This window comes from Chryseobacterium gambrini, assembly GCF_900156825.1.
Classification (GTDB): domain Bacteria; phylum Bacteroidota; class Bacteroidia; order Flavobacteriales; family Weeksellaceae; genus Chryseobacterium; species Chryseobacterium gambrini.
Genome location: NZ_FTOV01000004.1, coordinates 221,158 through 239,058, shown reverse-complemented (window position 1 = coordinate 239,058; position 17,901 = coordinate 221,158). Strand labels below are relative to the sequence as shown.

The following is a 17,901-nucleotide window of genomic DNA, read 5'->3' as shown; positions in this document are numbered from 1 at the left end:
CTTTGCTCCTGAATTTGAATGTAAAATAACGATCTGTAAGAACCTAATTATTTAAAAGGATGAGTACTACAAACATTTTTACTCCTTTTACCGAAGAGGAACTGATGCCGAAAGAAGAAAAACTGGAGGTCATTAAAAAAGGAAAACAATTCAGCATAGGAATTCCGAAGGAAACTTCCCTGAATGAAAGAAGAGCTTGCATAACGCCCGATGCGGTGCAGGTTTTGGTAGAAAGTGGTCATGAAATAATCATAGAATCCGGAGCCGGACAAGGTTCGTTCTTTACAGATCTGCAATATTCTGAATCGGGAGCGAGAATTACAAACGATCCGAAAGAAGCTTTCGGGCAGGATTTAATTTTAAAAGTCAATCCGCCTACAGACGAAGAAATCGATTATATGCGACCGAATACCTATCTTGTATCGGCACTCCAGATCAATTTGAGAGATAAAGACTATTTCTTAAAACTGGCAGAGAAAAAAGTAAATGCCATAGCATTCGAATTCATTGTAGACGAATACAAACAATTAGCTTTAGTAAGATTGGTCGGCGAAATTGCAGGAACGGTTTCCATTCTTTATGCTTCCGAGCTTTTAGCTTTATCCAACGGCTTAATGTTGGGTGGAATCACAGGAGTAAGACCCGCTGAAGTGGTTATTTTGGGAGCAGGAATCGTTGGAGAATTTGCCACAAAAGCAGCCATCGGTTTAGGCGCAAGTGTAAGAGTTTTCGATAATTCCCTTTCAAAATTAAGACGACTTCACACTTTGGTTGACAGCAGAGTTCCGACTTCCATTATCGATCCGAAAGAGCTGAAAAAAGCGTTAAGAAGAGCCGATGTTGTGATCGGAGCCCTTCCAAGACTGAATATGACACCCATCGTTACCGAAGATATGGTAATGAAAATGAAAAAAGGAAGTGTAATTATTGATATTACCATCGACAACGGAAAAGTAATCGAGACTTCCGAACTTACCACCATGGAAGATCCATACATCATTAAGCACGGCGTAATCCACTGCGGACTTCCGAACCTTACTTCAAGAATGCCGAGAACCACAACAAAAGCCATCTCCAATTTCTTCCTTTCCTATATTTTAAATTACGATGAAGAAGGCGGCTTCGAAAATATGCTGGTTCGCAAAAACGAAATGAAACAGAGTCTTTATATGTACAAAGGCAGACACACGAAGAAAATCATCTGCGACCGTTTCGGACTTACTTATCACGATATCAATCTTTTAATTTTCTAATGAAAAAACTGAAATTCTATGCAATCGGTCTTGTACCGGGATGTATTATTGTATTTTTTATCTTAAACAAAAAAGGCGCAAGCTGCAGCGGTTATCTTCCCAACAGCCGCGTTATTGCAGAAACCCTGTCTAAAGATTTTAAATATTCTGAAACAGCAAAAACAGAAATGGCAACATTAAAAGTTGATGAAAAATTTCTGAAAGACAGCATCATCACCAAAGGAAAGATTGATTTCGACAGAAGCCACGCACAGAAAAAACCCTGTCCTGATTATCTTCTCACCTATCCTGAAGAAAAACCAACTTTCGAAATCACTTTCGAAAAATGCGAGGAAAGCGTAACGGTAAATTCTCTGAAGAAATTGAAATAAATTATCAGTCTGCTTTGCGAAGCATTTATGCCTTTGCTTCTTTTAAATTTAGAATTATCTTTATTAAAACTTTGCGTTTAAATAAAAAATAAAGATGCTTCACAAGCTCAGCATGACATGTCGCAAATACCGAGTGTTTGGTTTAAAATAGAAAATAAAAGAAGTAAATAAATTTTCAATCCATGGAAGGCAATTACTACATGATTCATGATTATTGGATATTCATCGGAGTATTTGCGGTTTTCTTTTTTTTAACGGTAAGCATTTATTTATTCAGCCAAAATCAGAAATTTAAAGTAAAAAATGCCAAGCTTTCGACTGCCAATAAAATGATTCAGGAAAGACTGAATGAAGTACAGCTTGAACACATCGGAACAAAGCTGAATCCGCATTTATTTAAAAATATCCTGAATTCGGTGCAGTCTCATGCTTATCAGACGTATATGTCGCTCGATAAACTTGCGAATGTTTTAGACTATATTCTATACGAAAGCAATAACAAATTCGTAAGTCCGAAAGAAGAATTAAATTTTGCTTTAAGTTTAATTGAGATCAACAAAATTAAAGTAAATCCGCTTTTTGATTTCAGAATTAAATCGAAAATCAATAAATCGGATGAAATTTACGAAGAGAAAGTTTTTGCCCCTCTTCTTTCGGTAGATTTGATTGAAAATGCCTTTAAACACACTGATTTCCTTGCTTCAGACTCTTTTATTTCCATTCAGCTTGAACTTGAAAAAAGAATTTTCACGATGAAAGTAAGCAATAAAGCTTCTCTGAAAAATGTTCTCGAAAAGGAAAAAAGCGGCTTCGGAAGCCAGTCTCTGGATCAAAGGCTGAAAATGATCTACAATAATTTTTACACGCTTCAGAAAAGTTCAAAAAACGGTATCTTCACGGCAGAATTAACAATCAATTTAGGAGATTTTTATGATAAAATGCGTTATTCTTGATGATGAATTACTGGCAATCAGCTATTTAAAACTTCTATGCGAACAGATTGAAAATGTAGAAGTTGTAAAAGCATTTAATGATCCTAAAATTTTTCTGAACGAAATTGAAAACATCGACTGCAACGTCTGTATTTTAGACATCGAAATGCCCGGAATAAACGGATTGCAGGTTGCAGAAGCCATTTCAGGCTCAAAAAAAATCATTTTTACCACCGCTTACAAAGAATATGCAGCCGAAGCTTTCGACCTGAATGTTGTGGATTATGTAAGAAAACCCATCAAAAAAGAAAGGTTAACCCAGGCTTTCGAAAAAGCAGCGGAACTACTCCAAAAGACCAATAAAAAAGATTTTATCGAGTGGAATACCAACATCGGCAAAACCGTAATTTTTACGGACCAGATCGCCTACATCAAAACTTCGGAAATCGACAGTCGGGACAAAGAAATTCTTCTTAAGGACGGAACCAATATTGTTTTAAAAAACCTGAATTTCAAAAACCTTCTGGAAATGCTTCCCGCAAAAGATTTTGCGCAGGTCAATAAAAAAGAAGTTGTTGCTTTATCTGCTGTTAAAATATTTTCCACCAACGAAATTATTACTACTGTTTCTCTCGGAAATGACCGCTTTTTAAAGCTTCAGATCGGGGAAACCTACAGGAAATCTCTTTCCGATTTATTGGGACATTAGATTTCACTGCAAAATTCTTTCTTTTCATTACATTTGATTAAAAATCATCTTTTTTTTCCGATTTTCTTAGCAATTTTGTCTAAAATTTGGAATCATGAATTGGGGAAAATACAGAAATATCATCTTTTATATTTCCACCATTATTGTTTTTTCATCACTGATGTACTTTTTCATCATTGAAGGGCAGACTTTGGAAATCGGAGAAAAGATCATTACAAAAACAAACAACAGTTCCAGTTGGGACAACTTTTTAGAATCATTCAAAACCAATCTTCACCATCCTTTAGCTCTATTACTGGCACAAATCGTTACCATTATTCTTGTTGCAAGACTTTTCGGATGGATTTGTATGAAGATCAAGCAGCCTTCCGTGATCGGTGAAATGATCGCGGGAATTGTTCTGGGACCTTCCCTCGTAGGAATGTACTTCCCCGAATTTTCGGCGTTTCTTTTCCCGAAAGAATCTTTAGGAAATCTGCAGTTTTTAAGCCAGATAGGGCTTATCCTCTTCATGTACATTGTAGGAATGGAACTGGATTTAAGCGTTTTAAGAAAAAAAGCACACGATGCAGTCGTGATTAGTCATGCAAGCATTATTATCCCTTTTGCCTTGGGAATTGGTCTGTCTTATTTCATTTATAAAGAATTTGCACCGGAAGGAATTCAGTTTACCTCATTCGCGCTTTTCATCGCTATTGCCATGAGTATTACCGCTTTTCCTGTTTTGGCAAGAATCGTTCAGGAAAGAAATCTTCAGAAAACCAAACTGGGAACTGTGGTTATTACCTGTGCTGCAGCCGATGATATTACGGCATGGTGTATTTTAGCAGCCGTAATTGCTATCGTAAAAGCAGGATCGTTCGAAAGTTCACTCTATGTAATTTTGATGGCAATTGCCTATGTATTTTTCATGATTAAAATTGTAAGACCGTTCCTAAAAAGAATCGGAGACTTACAGGCAGGAAAAAGCACCATCAACAAACCCATGGTTGCGATTTTCTTTTTAACCTTAATTCTTTCGGCTTATGCTACGGAAGTTATTGGGATTCATGCGCTTTTCGGAGCTTTTATGGCAGGAGCGATTATGCCTGAAAATGCAAAATTCAGAACTTTGTTTATTGATAAAGTAGAAGATGTCGCTTTAGTGCTTCTTCTGCCCCTTTTCTTTGTATTTACAGGACTTCGTACCCAAATCGGGCTATTGAATGACGGTCATCTCTGGATTACGGCAGGATTCATTATTTTAACCGCAGTGATCGGAAAATTTGCAGGAAGTGCCTTAACCGCAAGATTTTTAGGCATCAACTGGAAAGAAAGTTTAACGATCGGAGCCTTGATGAACACCAGAGGTTTAATGGAACTTATTGTCCTGAATATCGGTTATGATCTGGGCGTTTTAAGTCCTCAGATATTTGCGATGATGGTAATTATGGCACTCTTTACAACTTTCATGACGGGACCTGCTCTGGATTTCATCAATTTTCTATTTAAATCTAAAAAAGATGAAGATGAATCTCCGGAAAATGATGCAAAATACAGAGTATTATTGTCTTTTGATCATCCGGAATCCGGAAGTACACTGCTGAAATTGGCTCATGATTTCACCCATAAAATGAACGGCAATAAAAGCATAGCCGCCATGAATATTGCTCCCGTGAACGAAATGCACGCTTACGACATTAATGAATACGAAAATGAGCAGTTTAAAAATGTAATAGAAACTTCCAACGATCTGAATCTTGAAGTCACAACGCTTTTTAAAGCTTCCAATGATATTGAAAACGATCTTACGCATATTACCAACAAAGGAAATTATGATCTTCTTCTCATCATGCTCGGAAAATCCATGTATGAAGGAAGTTTACTGGGAAGACTGCTTGGTTTCACGACAAAGATTATTAATCCGGAAAAACTTTTAAACACGGTAAAAGGAAAAGGAAATATTTTCAACAACTCGCCTTTTGACGATTTTACATTACAGATTCTGGATAAAACCCAGATTCCTGTTGGTATTCTGGTGGAAAAAGAATTTACTTCCGCAGACAAAGTTTTTGTCCCGATTTTTAATTTAAGTGATTTTTATCTGCTTGAATATGCCAAAAGACTCATCAATAATAACAATTCCCAGATTATTATCTTAGATGTTGCAGGACAGATCCGGAATAATATTGAAGTGAAAGAACTCATCCGAAGCATCGAACAGGTTGCGCCCAATCACATCACTTTATACAATGAGAAAAAAATTGAGAAAGAATTTCTGAATTCGCAGGATTTAATGCTCATCAGCAGCAAAAGCTGGAAAAACCTCATCGATACGAAAAGCATATGGTTATCGGATATTCCGTCAACGTTGATTATCAGTAATCCTTAATTTGTAAATAGTGAATTTTGGTACGTAAGCGATTGTAAATTCTTAAATTCACAATGAAATAAATTGACAGCAAAGCGAATTGGCAACGAAGTTAATTGACCTGTAAAAAACTTGACTCGCGAAACGAAATTCATAATTCACTTTTTAATCCTGATTAAAAAAAATTATTTACCTTTGTCTCGTGATTACAAACAACGGAACATATTATTACGGAATTTTTAACTCAGATCTGGGATAAGGATTTCATATATATAAAACAAAACCTCGTCCTTGGGCGGGGTTTTTTATTTTAAAATTTAAACGATGAAAATAAGTATTATTGGTGTAGGATTAATCGGTGGCTCAATGGCTTTAAAATTAAAACAAAAGGGAATTGCCGATTTCATCTACGGTATTGATAACAGCAATGACCATCTTAATGAAGCATTAGAACTCAAAATAATCGATGCAAAAGTAGATCTGGAATACGGAATTAAAAACTCTGATCTGGTCATTCTTTCCATTCCTGTGGATGCCGCGAGAAAATTATTGCCGAATGTTTTAGACCTGATTTCAGAACATCAGACGGTAATGGATGCAGGATCTACCAAAGCAGGAATTGTAAATGCGGTAAAAAACCATCCGAAAAGAGCCAGATTTGTGGCTTTCCATCCGATGTGGGGAACGGAAAACAACGGCCCGAAATCGGCAGTTTCAGAAAGTTTCTCCGGAAAAGCAGGGGTTATCTGTGATAGGGAAGAATCTGCAGAAGATGCTTTACAACTGGTTGAAAAAATTGTAGAAAGTCTTGATATGCATCTGATTTACATGAATGCGGAAGATCATGATGTTCACACCGCTTATATTTCGCATATTTCCCACATCACCTCTTACGCTTTGGCAAATACGGTTTTAGAAAAGGAGAAAGAAGAAGAAACTATTTTTCAATTGGCTAGTTCCGGTTTTTCCAGCACTGTTCGTCTGGCAAAGTCTCATCCTGAAATGTGGGTTCCGATTTTCAGACAAAATAAAGAAAATGTTCTGGATGTTCTGAATGAACATATTGCCCAGTTAAGAAAGTTTAAAGCAGCCTTGGAAAAAGAAAATTTCGAATATCTTGGAGAACTGATTTCCAATGCGAATAAAATCAGGGGAATCTTAGATAAATAGATAAAAATAGGGTTAAAGATTTTAAGTATGTCTTTAACCCTTATATTTTTTCACAAATTAAAACTTCATCACATCTTTCACCACTCCATTGTTCTGCGTATGCTGCAACAGTTCGGTTTCGATGAAAGATTTTATTTTTTCTTCTGAACCTTCGTTCGGGAACAGAAGGTGAACGTTGGCTCCTGCGTCTAACGTAAAAAACAACGGCAAATTGGTTTCTCTTCTGAAATCCCAGATTTTATTGATTACTTCCAAAGTCTCTGTTTTCATTAAAATAAATGCAGGATCGCTCATCATCATCATGGCATGAAGGGTTAATGCTTCGTGTTCTACTAGTTTGATGAAACTCTGCAAATCTCCATTGGCTAAAATTTCTTTCATGGGACCGAAATTTTCCCTTGCTTCCTGAAATCTTCTGTCTGCGTAAGGATTGGTATTCATCAAACCATGACCGACAGTGGAAGAAACGCTTTTCTGACCCTCATGAATGAGTAAAACCCAGTCGTTAAAATCTTTAAAAATTTCATGAATTTCATCGTTTGGGTATTGTACTGCAAAAAGATCAGAACTTCCTTTTACCTGAGATTCGCCCCACACAACCAATCCGTTGTAAAGACTTCGGCAGGCGCTTCCGCTTCCTAATCTTGCTAAAAAAGAGGCTTTTCTCAAAGATTCTTCATCCGAAGTTTTTCCTGAAAATGTTTCATCCAGATTCATTAAACATTTAGCTATCGCTCCGAAACCGGAAGCAGAACTTGCAATTCCTGAGCTGTGAGGAAAAGTATTTTCGGTTCTGATGACGTATTTACCCTGTAAAATCCATGGAAGATACTGTTCGATATTTCTGAAATATTTTTCAATTTTTTCGGCAAATTTCACTTCTTCATTTCCGGCAAGAAAAGTCTGCACAGAAAAAGGTTCATTGGCAGAAAACTCCATCGAAGTATTGGTTTTACAATGGTTTAAAGTAAAACTGATGCTTGGATTGGCGGGAATCTGATTGTCGTATTTTCCCCAATATTTAATTAAGGCAATATTGGAAGGACAGCTTTCTGAAACCGTCTGATTGTTTATTGTAAAATCTTTTTTTCCTAAAAATTCCTGTGTTGTCATAATTTCAATTTTTGCAAGGTGAGATCTGGCTTAATGTATAGTTGTTACAGCTCAATCTTCAACTCAGCCTTAAAAATTTAATACATCTTCTCAATAAGATCTGCATATTTTTTAAGCACTACATTTCTTTTTACCTTCAATGTCGGAGTAATTTCTCCTGTATTGATATCAAATTCCGAAGGCATCAAAGTGAATTTTTTCACTTTTTCGTAATCGGATAAATGGCTTTGCAGTTCTTTAATTTTGTCTTTGTAAAAATCGTGTATCTTTTCGTTTTTTACAATTTCCTCCCAATTGGTGAAAGGAATATTACTTTTTTTGAGATATTCTTTTAAAAATTCAAAGTTCGGAACAACCAACGCGGAAACAAACTGTTTTCCTTCCGCAATCAGGACAATCTGCTGAATGAAATTGTTGTTGGTTAAGATATTTTCAATCTGCTGCGGCGCGATGTATTTTCCGTTGGAAGTCTTCATGAGATCTTTCAATCGGTCTGTAATGGTAAGATTTCCTTTGCTGTCGATGGTTCCTGCATCTCCGGTTTTAAACCAGCCGTCTTCGGTGAAAACTTTCTGCGTTTCTTCAGGCTTTTTGTAATACCCCTTCATGATTCCGTTTCCTTTTGCCTGAATTTCGTCGTTCTCCCCGATTCGGATTTCCACGCCCGGAAGAGGTTTTCCGCAGCTTCCGTGTTCAAAATGCGTCAAAGGAAAAGCGGTTAAAGTAGCTGTAGTTTCCGTTAAACCGTAGCCAACCGTCACATGAATTCCAACCGATTCAAAAAACTTCGTCACTTCAGGAGATAATGAAGCTCCGCCACAAGGCAGAAACCACAATCTTCCGCCCATTTTTTCTTTAATTTTACTAAAAACCAAAGATTCGGCAATATTTTCTTTTATTTTTAATCCAAACGGAACCGGCTGTTCTCTTCTTCTTAATTCTGCGGTCTGCGAACCGGTTTCCAATGCCCAGTTAAATATTTTTTTCTTCAGCGATGAACCTTCGTCTGCTTTTTCCAACACTCCGGCGTAGACTTTCTGGAAAAATCTCGGCACTGCGCACATCATGGTCGGTTTTACCTCTTCCAAAGCATTGGCGATATTCTTCGGATCTTCGAGGAAATACACTCTTGCGCCTCCGTAAAGACATAATAAACTCCAGCTTCTTTCGAAAACGTGGGTTAAAGGTAAAAATGCCAGAGAAAGCTCTTCTTCAAAGTTTTTAAACTTGAAAAATTCAAAATGTGCATCAAAGGCTTTTATGAAATTTCCGTGCGTAAGCATGACTCCTTTCGGTGTTCCTGTAGTTCCGGAAGTGTAGATAAGCGTGGCAATATCTTCATATTCTTTCTTGCAGAATTCTAATTTGGGAGAACTTTTAGCGATAAAATCCTCCAGATAAAAACTGCTGAATTCTTTCTTGATCCAGACTGCTTTTTTAGAAATGATAATCGTTTGCAGACTGGTACTTTCTTTCTTCAAAATTTCAAGACACGCATCGTACTGCGACTGATCTCCCACTAAAATTGCTTTCGCTTCCGAATCGTTGATGATGTATTCTGCCTGTTCTGCATTATTGGTGGAATAGATTGGAACCGTGATGGCTCCGATTGCTAATACTGCGAGATCAAAAATCATCCATTCGGAAGAGTTATCCGAATAAATGGCTACTTTATCATTTTCCTGAATTCCTGCATTTTTAAGCGCATTGGCTGTTTTATACACAATTTCGCCGAATTTTTTCCAGCTCAGTTCTTTCCAGCCCGCATCTTTCTTTTTAAATCCGATGGCAGATTTTATGGGATGCTTTTCTGTATTTTTTAAGATAATTGCCTCTGCAAGATTCATTGCTTTATCTTTTTATCGTTGATATAATTATTTAAATGAAAATCAATACTTTCCGAAAGAGGAATAAACTGATAATTCAATCTGCTTTTTATTTTTTCGTTGGAAACGGTGTTCATTTCTGAAATTGATTTAACATTGGATCTCGTTGCCATTCTTAAAGCTGGAATAAACCAGCCAAATAATGTATTTGCCAAAACTCCGATATTGAGCTGAAAGTCTGAAAGAATTTTAGCTTCTTTTAAATTTAATTTAGATCTGATCTGTTTTCCTAATTCTGCGTATTTTCTGTTTTCTGCAATTACAATAAAACGTTCCCCGAAAATGTTTTTTTCCATTAATTCTATGGAAATCTCTGCAACATCTCTTACATCCACATAACTAGATCCGCCAGAAAATGTAAAGCTGTTTTTTTCGAAGGTAGGAAAAACATCTCCACTGCTGTTTCCCCAGTTTCCGCTTCCGATGATGATTCCGGGATTTACAATAACAACGTTTAAACCTTCTGCTGAAGCTCTCCACACTTCCATTTCGGAAAGGTGTTTGGAAAGTGCGTATGCAGAATGATCCAGTTTAGGATTGAAATCGGATTCTTCGTCCAGTTCTCCTTTTTCGTTGAAATTATCAAGGACAGCAATTGAGCTTACGTGAAGAAATTTCTTCACACCGGAGCCTTCGCAGGCGTACAGGAGATTTTCTGTACCTTTTATATTGGTACGATACATTTCTTTTTCGTCATGAGGATGAAAGCTTACTTTTGCAGCGCAGTGATATACTTCATCCATCTCTTTCAAAGCTTCCTGAAGAGAATACATATCATTAAAATCTACATCAACCCATTCAATTCTGTTGAAGAAATCATCGGGATTTTCCGTATAAAATGTATAGGAATGCCTTACTTCGTTTAAATTGCTCGTCGGTCTTTTTGCGGCACGAACGTTTTTTCCCTTTTTCAGAAGTTCCAAAACGATTACTCTGCCTAAAATTCCGGTTGCTCCCGTTACAAAAACCATCAATTTTTTTTACTTGATTGCTTACTAAATTATGATAATATTCTACGTTATGCAAATTTGCGATTTTTAAGGGAGATTTTCTGTTTTTTAAATGGATAAAACGACAAAAGTTTTAGCAATCCCGGATTTTAATTAAATCGTGAAATTGTTTTGAAATAAAAAAACGGACTTTCGCCCGTTTTCTGTATTATCATTTGTCAGAAGAATTTTAGACCAAAACCATATTGTTTCTTCTTGGAGCTTTATCACATAAGATATCGGCAATACTTTTGGAAATAAGGTTTCCTTCGGTAAGATTATCGAGCCAGAAAAATTCTCCGGCACAGTTGATTTCAATGAAATAATATTCGTCTTCGGGCGAAACGATCATATCAATAGCTCCGTAATCGATATGATAAACGTCTAAAAGTTCCAGCAACTTCGCTTCGATGTCTGTCGGAAGTTCCGCAGGAATCCATTTATCAATGAGATTGACACCATCTTTTCGCCAGTCTATTTTTGCGGCTTCCGACTGTTGAGAATCGATTTCGAAAGCATAAACATCTCTTCCGACAATGGTAATTCTAAGTTCTTTTTTCTTTTCAATTTTTTTCTGGAACTGCATCGGACAATACAAAAGCGTATCCAGTTCCTCCAGTTTATCTTCGTTTACCACATTGGTGAAGACCACACTTTCAACACCGTCTTCATAAATGGCAAATCCGGTCTGCATTTTGGCAACCACATTTTTATGTTTTACAATAAACTGTTTCGCTTCTTCCGGATTGTTGGTAAGGCTGGATTCGGGAATCTGAAGTCCTATTTTATGGGCTATTTTCAACTGTTCCTCTTTGCTGTCCAGTCTTCTGTATACACTCGGTTTTCCTAATGAATATACATCAATAGACTCTAAAAAACCAAAAAGCGTGGTTCTGACCTCTCCCATCGCGGCTCCGTAAAATTTAGAATCCAGTTCTTCCTTCAGTCCGCTTCCGATGTTGTAGGCTCTTCTGTACCAGACTGCGGAAATATCATCTAAACGATGTTTTTTTTCGGGTGTTTCCAGAATACTGATCCATTTTCCGTCTTCAAAACGGGTGGATAATTTATTTTGCAAAGGGTACAAATCGACATCGAAACGGATGACTTCACAATTGTTTTCAGAAATGTATTCCGTTACTTTTTCTATGGAAAAATTATCTCCTGTATGGGTAATTATTAAAATTTTATTCATTGGTTTTCATTCTTTTTATAAGGTTGTCGGCAATTCTTTCCGCAATCGGAAAATTGAGTTCTTTCTGCAGCATTCCCCATTCTCCCTGCGGATTTACTTCAAGGAAGTAATAGTTTCCGTCTTTGCTTTTTATCATGTCGATTGCTCCGATGTACAGTCCCATTTCTTTCATCATTGAAGTGAGAGCGTTTTTAATATTTTCGGGTAAGCTGTATTCTGACCAAAAATAATTTTCGTTGGCTATTCTCCAGTCGGCATTTTCGCTGTTATTGATTTTTCCGGTAAAAAATTCTCCTTCGAGATACAGTATTCTCAGTTCATATTCTTTTTCGATGTAGGGCTGAAAAATCATGGGACAATATTCTATGTCTTCTATATTTTCGAGAGAATTTTCATCGATGATATTGGTGGAAAGGAAATTTTCGCCGCTCATTGTTTTTGAAAGCGCACCATGAAGTTTTGCCACCATTTTTCCGCTGCATTTCTGATGGAAAAACTCGGTTATTTGTTCTGAATCGTTTGAAAAAATAGTTTCAGGAATAGTAAGGTTGTTTTTTTTGGCAATTCTCAATTGATGCATCTTATTGCCATCTATCTTGTTTTCATTCTCAAATGGATTGATCCACGGAACTTCTTCCAGCAAAGTGAAAAGATTGTATCTGAGAGCTGCATACTCTTTCAGGAAAGTTTTTGTGTAGTTTTCGTGCAGTTCTCCGGGAACTGAAATTCCCCATGATTTTCTGTGCCACACCGCTTTAATTTCGTTTGAATTAACGGTATTTCCGAATTCATCGGTTAACTCAAAAAAGTTTTCGTTGATGCTGATTTTCTGATAATGACTGATTTTATCTGAATTCAGCCTGAAATAAGGAATATTTTTAGATTTTAAATATTCAAAAAAGATATCAATATTGTAAAAGTCCTGAGAATGCGTAATACAAAGAATCATCTGCCGGTTTTTATTAAAAAAGGAAACTTAGAGTGTAAGTTTCCTTTTAATATGATTTTTTAATGTGATCTGTATAATAAAAATCCATTAAACTGATGGAGAATCATCATCACCATCGGACGGATATTTCATAGTCTGTGCCATATCATAGATCGGCTTGGTCACTGTATCTACAGCGGGTTTTGTAATGCTGTCCTGTGATGCAATAGTTACATCTCCTCCTCCTTTAATTTTTTCAGGATCCTGTAATTGTTTTTCTAAAAATGAAGCGAAGAAAGGTTTCTTTTTTGAATCTTTGTTTTTCATAGTTGTTTATTTTGGGTTATTCGTTTTTAGATTTCATTACCGCCTTCATCGCCATCGGAAGGATATTTCATGGTAACATTATCATTGGAAGGTTTTGTAACGCTGTCCTGAAGTGCTGTTGTAACATTATCTTTTAACGGAGCTGTTGCAGCAGTTTCAGATCCTCCTTTGATTTTTTCCGGTTCTGCGATCTGTTTTTCTAAAAATGATGCGAAGAACGGCTTCTTGTTTTTCTTATTTTCCATGATGTTAATATTTAGTGATTTAGCTTCGACTAAAATATTAAAAAATATCACACAAAGTAGAATAAATTTTCGTTTTAATAAAATTTTAACAAATTAACCCCAATAAATGCTTTATGTTATACAATATTCAAAAATTCTTTGACAATTTTAGCAAAATCTACAGGATTCTCAGCCTGCACCCAATGTCCTGCATTTTTCACCGTTGAAAACTGAGCTTTGGGAAACTGCTGTTTGATGGCAAATTCGTCCTGAGGAAGAATATAATTTGATTTTTCGCCTGCAATAAACAATGTCTCTCCTTCGAAAACGCCGAACTTTATCGCATTCGAAACAAACTGATTGTATTTTTCAGACAAAGTTTTCAGGTTAAATCTCCAGTTGAGTTTTTTATTATCGTCCCAATACAGATTTTTTGTGAGGAATTGTATGGTTGATCTTTCAGGAATATACTGGCTCAAAACCGCTTCCACATCATTTCTGGAATTTACCGTATTGAAGTCTACCGTTTCCAAAGCTTTGATAATTCCCTGATGATGTGGAGGATATGCTTTCGGAGAAATATCCACAACGATGAGCTTTTCAACTTTTTCAGGATATTTAATAGCAAACTGCATCACTGCTTTTCCACCTAAAGAATGCCCCAGAATATGAGCTTTTTCTATGCCGTAATGATCCATATACCGAAGAATATCATCGGCTAAATCGTCGTGAGACATTTCATCCGAATGAAAACTTCTTCCGTGATTGCGGAGATCAATAAGGTGAGTCGGTACAAATTCTCCGAAATCTTTTCCGAAGGTTCCCCAGTTATCAAGCATTCCAAATAAACCGTGAAATACCAAAAGCGGTGTAGACGAAAGATTTTCGCCAAATATTTTTGAATTTAAAATTTCCATACGTTTTTGTTTTTTAGGATGGAAGCATGAAGTTTAAAACAACACTTATCAAATCTTGGCTTTACACATCCAACTTCCAGCCTTTTTACCATTTTGCCAGCCTCTTCAGATAAGCCTGAACTGTATTTTCCATTCCCATATATAATGCTTCTGAAACCAAGGCATGACCAATCGAAACTTCAAGCAAATTCGGAATGGTATCGGCGAAATATTTTAAATTTTCCAAGCTTAAATCGTGTCCGGCATTAATTCCCAATCCGAAATCTGTGGCAACAACCGCCGTATCGTAGTAAGGCTTTATAGCAGATTCTTTATTTAAAGTATAATTTTTAGCGTAAGCTTCGGTGTAAAGTTCAATTCTGTCGGTTCCTGTTTTGGCAGCATATTCTACCAGTTCGGGAGTCGGATCCAAGAAGATCGAAGTACGGATTCCCGCATTTTTAAATTCTGCGATCACTTCCGTAAGAAAATCCAGATGCTTTTTGGTGTCCCAGCCCGCGTTTGAAGTAATGGCATCATCTGCATCGGGAACCAGCGTTACCTGTTCCGGTTTCACCTCAAGAACCATATCGATAAAGGAACGGTGGGGATTTCCTTCGATATTGAATTCCGTGGTTACCAAAGGTTTCAGATCATAAACATCTTTTCTTGTGATGTGTCTTTCATCCGGTCTTGGATGGATGGTAATGCCCTGTCCTCCAAACTCCTGAATTTTTACGGCCGCCTCCGTTACACTTGGTGTTTCTCCTCCTCTTGCATTTCTCAGCGTCGCAATTTTATTAATGTTTACACTTAGTTTTGTCATAATGCAAAAATAAAAAAACCCAACTTAAAAGTTGGTTTATTATTTCATGAAATTTTACATTCGAAGAATAAGTTTCATTACACCTTTACACTGATCTGCATTACCTGAAGATCAAATTCTTTAGAAGCAACCAGTAAATGATCAAAAATATCTGCCTGAATCTGCTCAAAATGTTCCCAACGCGAATCATTGGCGAAACAGTAGATTTCCAAAGGCAGACCTTGCGGAGTAATATCCAACTGACGAACCATCATTGCCCCATCCTGATCTACATCGGGATCATTCTGCAGATATTTTTCTGCGTAGTATCTGAAAACACCAATGTTGGTAAGCTGTCTTCCGTTCACTATTTTATCGCTGTGCTTCAAAGTCTCTTTTTCTTTTTTCAGCTCAATGCTTTTTCCTTCAAGATATTCTGAGATCAGATTAATGTCTTTCAGGCGATCAATGTCTTCTTCCGTTAAAAATTTAAAGGAATTGATATTAAAGTAGATTGATTTTTTAATTCTTCTGGTGTTGGATTCCGACATCACCTGAAGATTTTTAATCTCAGTGGTTAAAAGATCATACGTTGGAATCGAAGAAATGGTTTTATCGAAATTCATGATCTTTGTCGTTAAAAGACTGATGTCTGAAATATTTCCTTCGATATTGTATTTGGGAATACTGATCCAGTCCCCTACTTTAAGACTTTTAGAGGTTGAAACATGGATTCCGGTTACAAATCCAAGAATGGTATCACGGAAAACCAGTACCAGAACTGCCGTAATTGCCCCTAAACTTCCAACAATGGTAGCTCCTTTAATCCCGAAAATCACACAGATTCCTACAATAGAGAAAATGAAAATTCCTAAAATTTTCATTGTTTCAGAAATCGCATTCAGCGCCATGATTTTGTAATAATCCTGTTTAATGGCGAAATAGTTCCTGAAAGCAGTGAGACCACGATAGAGCATTCCGGCAAGAATTAATACAAGTCCTAAATTAATGGAACGTATAATAAAAATATTGGTTCTGGGAATTGCTTTTGGCGGAAAAATAGAAGTCTGAATCCCCAGTACAATTGCCAAAGCAAAAAGATGTGCTACGGAATTTGTTATTCTTGACTGATAAATTGATTTTATTACGGGATATTTTTCTTCGTTATGAAAAAAACGGAAGATAAGATTAATCACAGGTTTTACAAGAAAGTCTACCAGCAAAAATAAAATAACAAGTATAGCAAGCTTTGTAAAGGCATGAAAAATCCAATCCAGACCTGCCGGAGAAATTTTGGTAATGTATAAATAAAGCTGTTCGCTTAAATCCTGTATGAAATTTTTGGTTTCCTGTAACTGATCATTCATTCTAACAAATTTAGTAAAAAATTAAATCCTTCCAACACCGATTAAATAAGAATTTTTCACAAAACAATTGAAAATTAATTAACGATTATTTAAAATTGTTTTAAAATTTTAATATATTTAATAATAAAATCATTAATTTAGTCTCGTAATTAAAAACTATGATTTATGAAAAAACTTAACCTCTTTTTTATTTTTATCATCCTTTTTTCTTTGGGTTCCTGTCACTCGGATCCTTCTTCTCCTACAGAAGCCACGGTAGATAATACGGTAAAAACCGGAAAAATAACCGGAAAAGTAATGTCACAAAACGGAGCCAAAGCCATTGGCGGCGCGTCTGTTTTTACTTTCGACGATAAATATAAAATCTACTACACAACTTCTGATGCGGATGGTAATTTTACACTGGACGCTCCGGTCGGCAATCACACCATTCACATTCAGACCGGGAATGGAAGCAATTTCCGTACAGAAGTGGCTGCAACAGTAAAAAATAACGAAACTTTAACGTTGGATCTGTCTCAGACCAAACTGAATCAGGTGGCTAAAATTGCTTATGTAAAAGGTTCGTATGATAAAATTGAAGATATTATCCTTTCTTTGGGATATACCGCTACGGAAATCACGAATAATGATCTTACCAATTTAAATACCATTGCACAGTATGATATTATTTTCCTGAACTGCGGTTCCAGAAAATACTCCACCAATCAGGCACTTTTCCCTGCAATCGATGCAAACCTTGCGATCTTCGTTGCTAATGGCGGAAGTATCTATGCTTCAGATTGGGATGTTTCTTATTTAGTGGGTGGTACAGATAATACTTCAAGCTGCGCTCCAGCGGGAGGATTTGTTCCCGATTCAAAACTTTGTTCTACAAACACAGGAAATTCGGGCATTGTTCCGGCTGTGGTAAGCAACGCAGGATTGTCTTCGGCACTTGGTTTCAACAATCTGAATATCGATTTTGATTTGGGATCCTGGCAAAAAATTACCAATTATGACCCTTCTTACTGGGAAGTTCTGGTAAAAGACGGTGCTAATCAGGCATTGATGTTGAGAACGAATCATTTTACGGCTACAGGAATTCCGGTAACGCCAATCGGAAATGCTCCGAACACAACGTTTGTTCCGGTTTGCATTACAATTCCGGGAAGCAGTATCCAGATTACGATTTCCGTTCCGCAGACTTTAGTTCCTTATCTTGTTGCATTGGGCGCAACTGTAGGTCCATGCTCCGGTTCTTCAAACAGCGGCTATATTTATTATACAAGTTTCCACAATCATGCTGCAGGAAACATCGGAAATGCGGGTGTTATTTTACAGTACGTGATCCTGAATCTTTAACAGAATTTTTTTATCAATATAAAGTGGCTCTTTGGAGTCACT

At 36.6% G+C, this 17,901-nt stretch carries 17 protein-coding genes; 7 read left to right on the top strand and 10 right to left on the bottom strand.

What is annotated here, in order from left to right; all coding sequences use genetic code 11:
- Positions 1–59: 59 nt before the first annotated feature.
- From BW951_RS10185 to BW951_RS10160, 6 genes are all read left to right on the top strand, one after another.
- Positions 60–1,253, top strand: a complete 1,194-nt coding sequence (locus BW951_RS10185) for an alanine dehydrogenase (RefSeq protein ID WP_076392398.1) — start codon at positions 60–62, stop codon at positions 1,251–1,253.
- Positions 1,253–1,624, top strand: coding sequence for a hypothetical protein (locus BW951_RS10180; protein ID WP_076392396.1), 372 nt, complete (start codon positions 1,253–1,255; stop codon positions 1,622–1,624). Before BW951_RS10185 ends, BW951_RS10180 begins: the two co-directional genes overlap by 1 nt.
- A 182-nt stretch (positions 1,625–1,806) precedes the next feature.
- Positions 1,807–2,577 (top strand): histidine kinase, encoded by a 771-nt coding sequence (locus tag BW951_RS10175; protein WP_084196407.1) that lies wholly within the window; start codon positions 1,807–1,809, stop codon positions 2,575–2,577.
- Complete coding sequence (locus tag BW951_RS10170) at positions 2,555–3,265, top strand: LytR/AlgR family response regulator transcription factor (protein WP_076392394.1); 711 nt, start codon at positions 2,555–2,557, stop codon at positions 3,263–3,265. Before BW951_RS10175 ends, BW951_RS10170 begins: the two co-directional genes overlap by 23 nt.
- Before the next feature lie 94 nt (positions 3,266–3,359).
- The gene (locus BW951_RS10165) at positions 3,360–5,636 is read left to right on the top strand and encodes a cation:proton antiporter (protein ID WP_076392392.1); all 2,277 of its coding nucleotides are present in this window, start codon (positions 3,360–3,362) and stop codon (positions 5,634–5,636) included.
- 303 nt (positions 5,637–5,939) lie between these two features.
- Positions 5,940–6,785 carry a prephenate dehydrogenase gene (locus tag BW951_RS10160; protein ID WP_076392390.1) on the top strand — a complete coding sequence of 282 codons (846 nt, stop codon included), beginning with the start codon at positions 5,940–5,942 and terminating at the stop codon, positions 6,783–6,785.
- A 57-nt stretch (positions 6,786–6,842) separates the two neighbouring features.
- On the opposite strand, the gene BW951_RS10155 is transcribed toward BW951_RS10160, so the two are convergent.
- The 10 genes from BW951_RS10155 to BW951_RS10110 form a co-directional block, all read right to left on the bottom strand.
- Positions 6,843–7,898 carry a diphosphomevalonate decarboxylase gene (locus BW951_RS10155; protein ID WP_076392388.1) on the bottom strand — a complete coding sequence of 352 codons (1,056 nt, stop codon included), beginning with the start codon at positions 7,896–7,898 and terminating at the stop codon, positions 6,843–6,845.
- 77 nt (positions 7,899–7,975) lie between these two features.
- Complete coding sequence (locus BW951_RS10150) at positions 7,976–9,745, bottom strand: AMP-dependent synthetase/ligase (protein WP_076392386.1); 1,770 nt, start codon at positions 9,743–9,745, stop codon at positions 7,976–7,978.
- Positions 9,742–10,755, bottom strand: a complete 1,014-nt coding sequence (locus BW951_RS10145; RefSeq protein WP_076392384.1) for an NAD-dependent epimerase/dehydratase family protein — start codon at positions 10,753–10,755, stop codon at positions 9,742–9,744. The genes BW951_RS10150 and BW951_RS10145 overlap by 4 nt, the downstream gene beginning before the upstream one ends.
- Before the next feature lie 208 nt (positions 10,756–10,963).
- Positions 10,964–11,968, bottom strand: coding sequence for an MvdD family ATP-grasp ribosomal peptide maturase (locus BW951_RS10140; RefSeq protein ID WP_076392382.1), 1,005 nt, complete (start codon positions 11,966–11,968; stop codon positions 10,964–10,966).
- Positions 11,961–12,917: an MvdC/MvdD family ATP grasp protein gene (locus BW951_RS10135; RefSeq protein ID WP_076392380.1), complete on the bottom strand. Its 957-nt coding sequence runs from the start codon at positions 12,915–12,917 to the stop codon at positions 11,961–11,963. The genes BW951_RS10140 and BW951_RS10135 overlap by 8 nt, the downstream gene beginning before the upstream one ends.
- Positions 12,918–13,004: 87 nt before the next feature.
- Positions 13,005–13,223: a microviridin/marinostatin family tricyclic proteinase inhibitor gene (locus BW951_RS10130; RefSeq protein ID WP_076392378.1), complete on the bottom strand. Its 219-nt coding sequence runs from the start codon at positions 13,221–13,223 to the stop codon at positions 13,005–13,007.
- A gap of 26 nt (positions 13,224–13,249) precedes the next feature.
- Positions 13,250–13,468 carry a microviridin/marinostatin family tricyclic proteinase inhibitor gene (locus BW951_RS10125; RefSeq protein ID WP_076392376.1) on the bottom strand — a complete coding sequence of 73 codons (219 nt, stop codon included), beginning with the start codon at positions 13,466–13,468 and terminating at the stop codon, positions 13,250–13,252.
- A 116-nt stretch (positions 13,469–13,584) separates the two neighbouring features.
- The gene (locus BW951_RS10120) at positions 13,585–14,364 is read right to left on the bottom strand and encodes an alpha/beta fold hydrolase (RefSeq protein ID WP_076392374.1); all 780 of its coding nucleotides are present in this window, start codon (positions 14,362–14,364) and stop codon (positions 13,585–13,587) included.
- An 85-nt stretch (positions 14,365–14,449) separates the two neighbouring features.
- Positions 14,450–15,169, bottom strand: coding sequence for a pyridoxine 5'-phosphate synthase (locus tag BW951_RS10115; protein WP_076392372.1), 720 nt, complete (start codon positions 15,167–15,169; stop codon positions 14,450–14,452).
- 77 nt (positions 15,170–15,246) lie between these two features.
- Positions 15,247–16,515 (bottom strand): mechanosensitive ion channel family protein, encoded by a 1,269-nt coding sequence (locus BW951_RS10110; RefSeq protein WP_076392370.1) that lies wholly within the window; start codon positions 16,513–16,515, stop codon positions 15,247–15,249.
- Between the two features lie 165 nt (positions 16,516–16,680).
- Here BW951_RS10110 and BW951_RS10105 point away from each other — a divergent pair, with 165 nt between their 5' ends.
- Positions 16,681–17,859 (top strand): carboxypeptidase regulatory-like domain-containing protein, encoded by a 1,179-nt coding sequence (locus BW951_RS10105; protein WP_076392368.1) that lies wholly within the window; start codon positions 16,681–16,683, stop codon positions 17,857–17,859.
- Positions 17,860–17,901 lie beyond the last annotated feature (42 nt).

Excerpts from the sequence above, each read along its gene's own strand:
- BW951_RS10185 (WP_076392398.1), top strand. The coding sequence starts at position 60 with ATGAGTACTACAAACATTTTTACTCCTTTTACCGAAGAGGAACTGATG.
- BW951_RS10180 (WP_076392396.1), top strand. The coding sequence starts at position 1,253 with ATGAAAAAACTGAAATTCTATGCAATCGGTCTTGTACCGGGATGTATT.
- BW951_RS10175 (WP_084196407.1), top strand. The coding sequence starts at position 1,807 with ATGGAAGGCAATTACTACATGATTCATGATTATTGGATATTCATCGGA.
- BW951_RS10170 (WP_076392394.1), top strand. The coding sequence starts at position 2,555 with ATGATAAAATGCGTTATTCTTGATGATGAATTACTGGCAATCAGCTAT.
- BW951_RS10165 (WP_076392392.1), top strand. The coding sequence starts at position 3,360 with ATGAATTGGGGAAAATACAGAAATATCATCTTTTATATTTCCACCATT.
- BW951_RS10160 (WP_076392390.1), top strand. The coding sequence starts at position 5,940 with ATGAAAATAAGTATTATTGGTGTAGGATTAATCGGTGGCTCAATGGCT.
- BW951_RS10155 (WP_076392388.1), bottom strand. The coding sequence starts at position 7,898 with ATGACAACACAGGAATTTTTAGGAAAAAAAGATTTTACAATAAACAAT.
- BW951_RS10150 (WP_076392386.1), bottom strand. The coding sequence starts at position 9,745 with ATGAATCTTGCAGAGGCAATTATCTTAAAAAATACAGAAAAGCATCCC.
- BW951_RS10145 (WP_076392384.1), bottom strand. The coding sequence starts at position 10,755 with ATGGTTTTTGTAACGGGAGCAACCGGAATTTTAGGCAGAGTAATCGTT.
- BW951_RS10140 (WP_076392382.1), bottom strand. The coding sequence starts at position 11,968 with ATGAATAAAATTTTAATAATTACCCATACAGGAGATAATTTTTCCATA.
- BW951_RS10135 (WP_076392380.1), bottom strand. The coding sequence starts at position 12,917 with ATGATTCTTTGTATTACGCATTCTCAGGACTTTTACAATATTGATATC.
- BW951_RS10130 (WP_076392378.1), bottom strand. The coding sequence starts at position 13,223 with ATGAAAAACAAAGATTCAAAAAAGAAACCTTTCTTCGCTTCATTTTTA.
- BW951_RS10125 (WP_076392376.1), bottom strand. The coding sequence starts at position 13,468 with ATGGAAAATAAGAAAAACAAGAAGCCGTTCTTCGCATCATTTTTAGAA.
- BW951_RS10120 (WP_076392374.1), bottom strand. The coding sequence starts at position 14,364 with ATGGAAATTTTAAATTCAAAAATATTTGGCGAAAATCTTTCGTCTACA.
- BW951_RS10115 (WP_076392372.1), bottom strand. The coding sequence starts at position 15,169 with ATGACAAAACTAAGTGTAAACATTAATAAAATTGCGACGCTGAGAAAT.
- BW951_RS10110 (WP_076392370.1), bottom strand. The coding sequence starts at position 16,515 with ATGAATGATCAGTTACAGGAAACCAAAAATTTCATACAGGATTTAAGC.
- BW951_RS10105 (WP_076392368.1), top strand. The coding sequence starts at position 16,681 with ATGAAAAAACTTAACCTCTTTTTTATTTTTATCATCCTTTTTTCTTTG.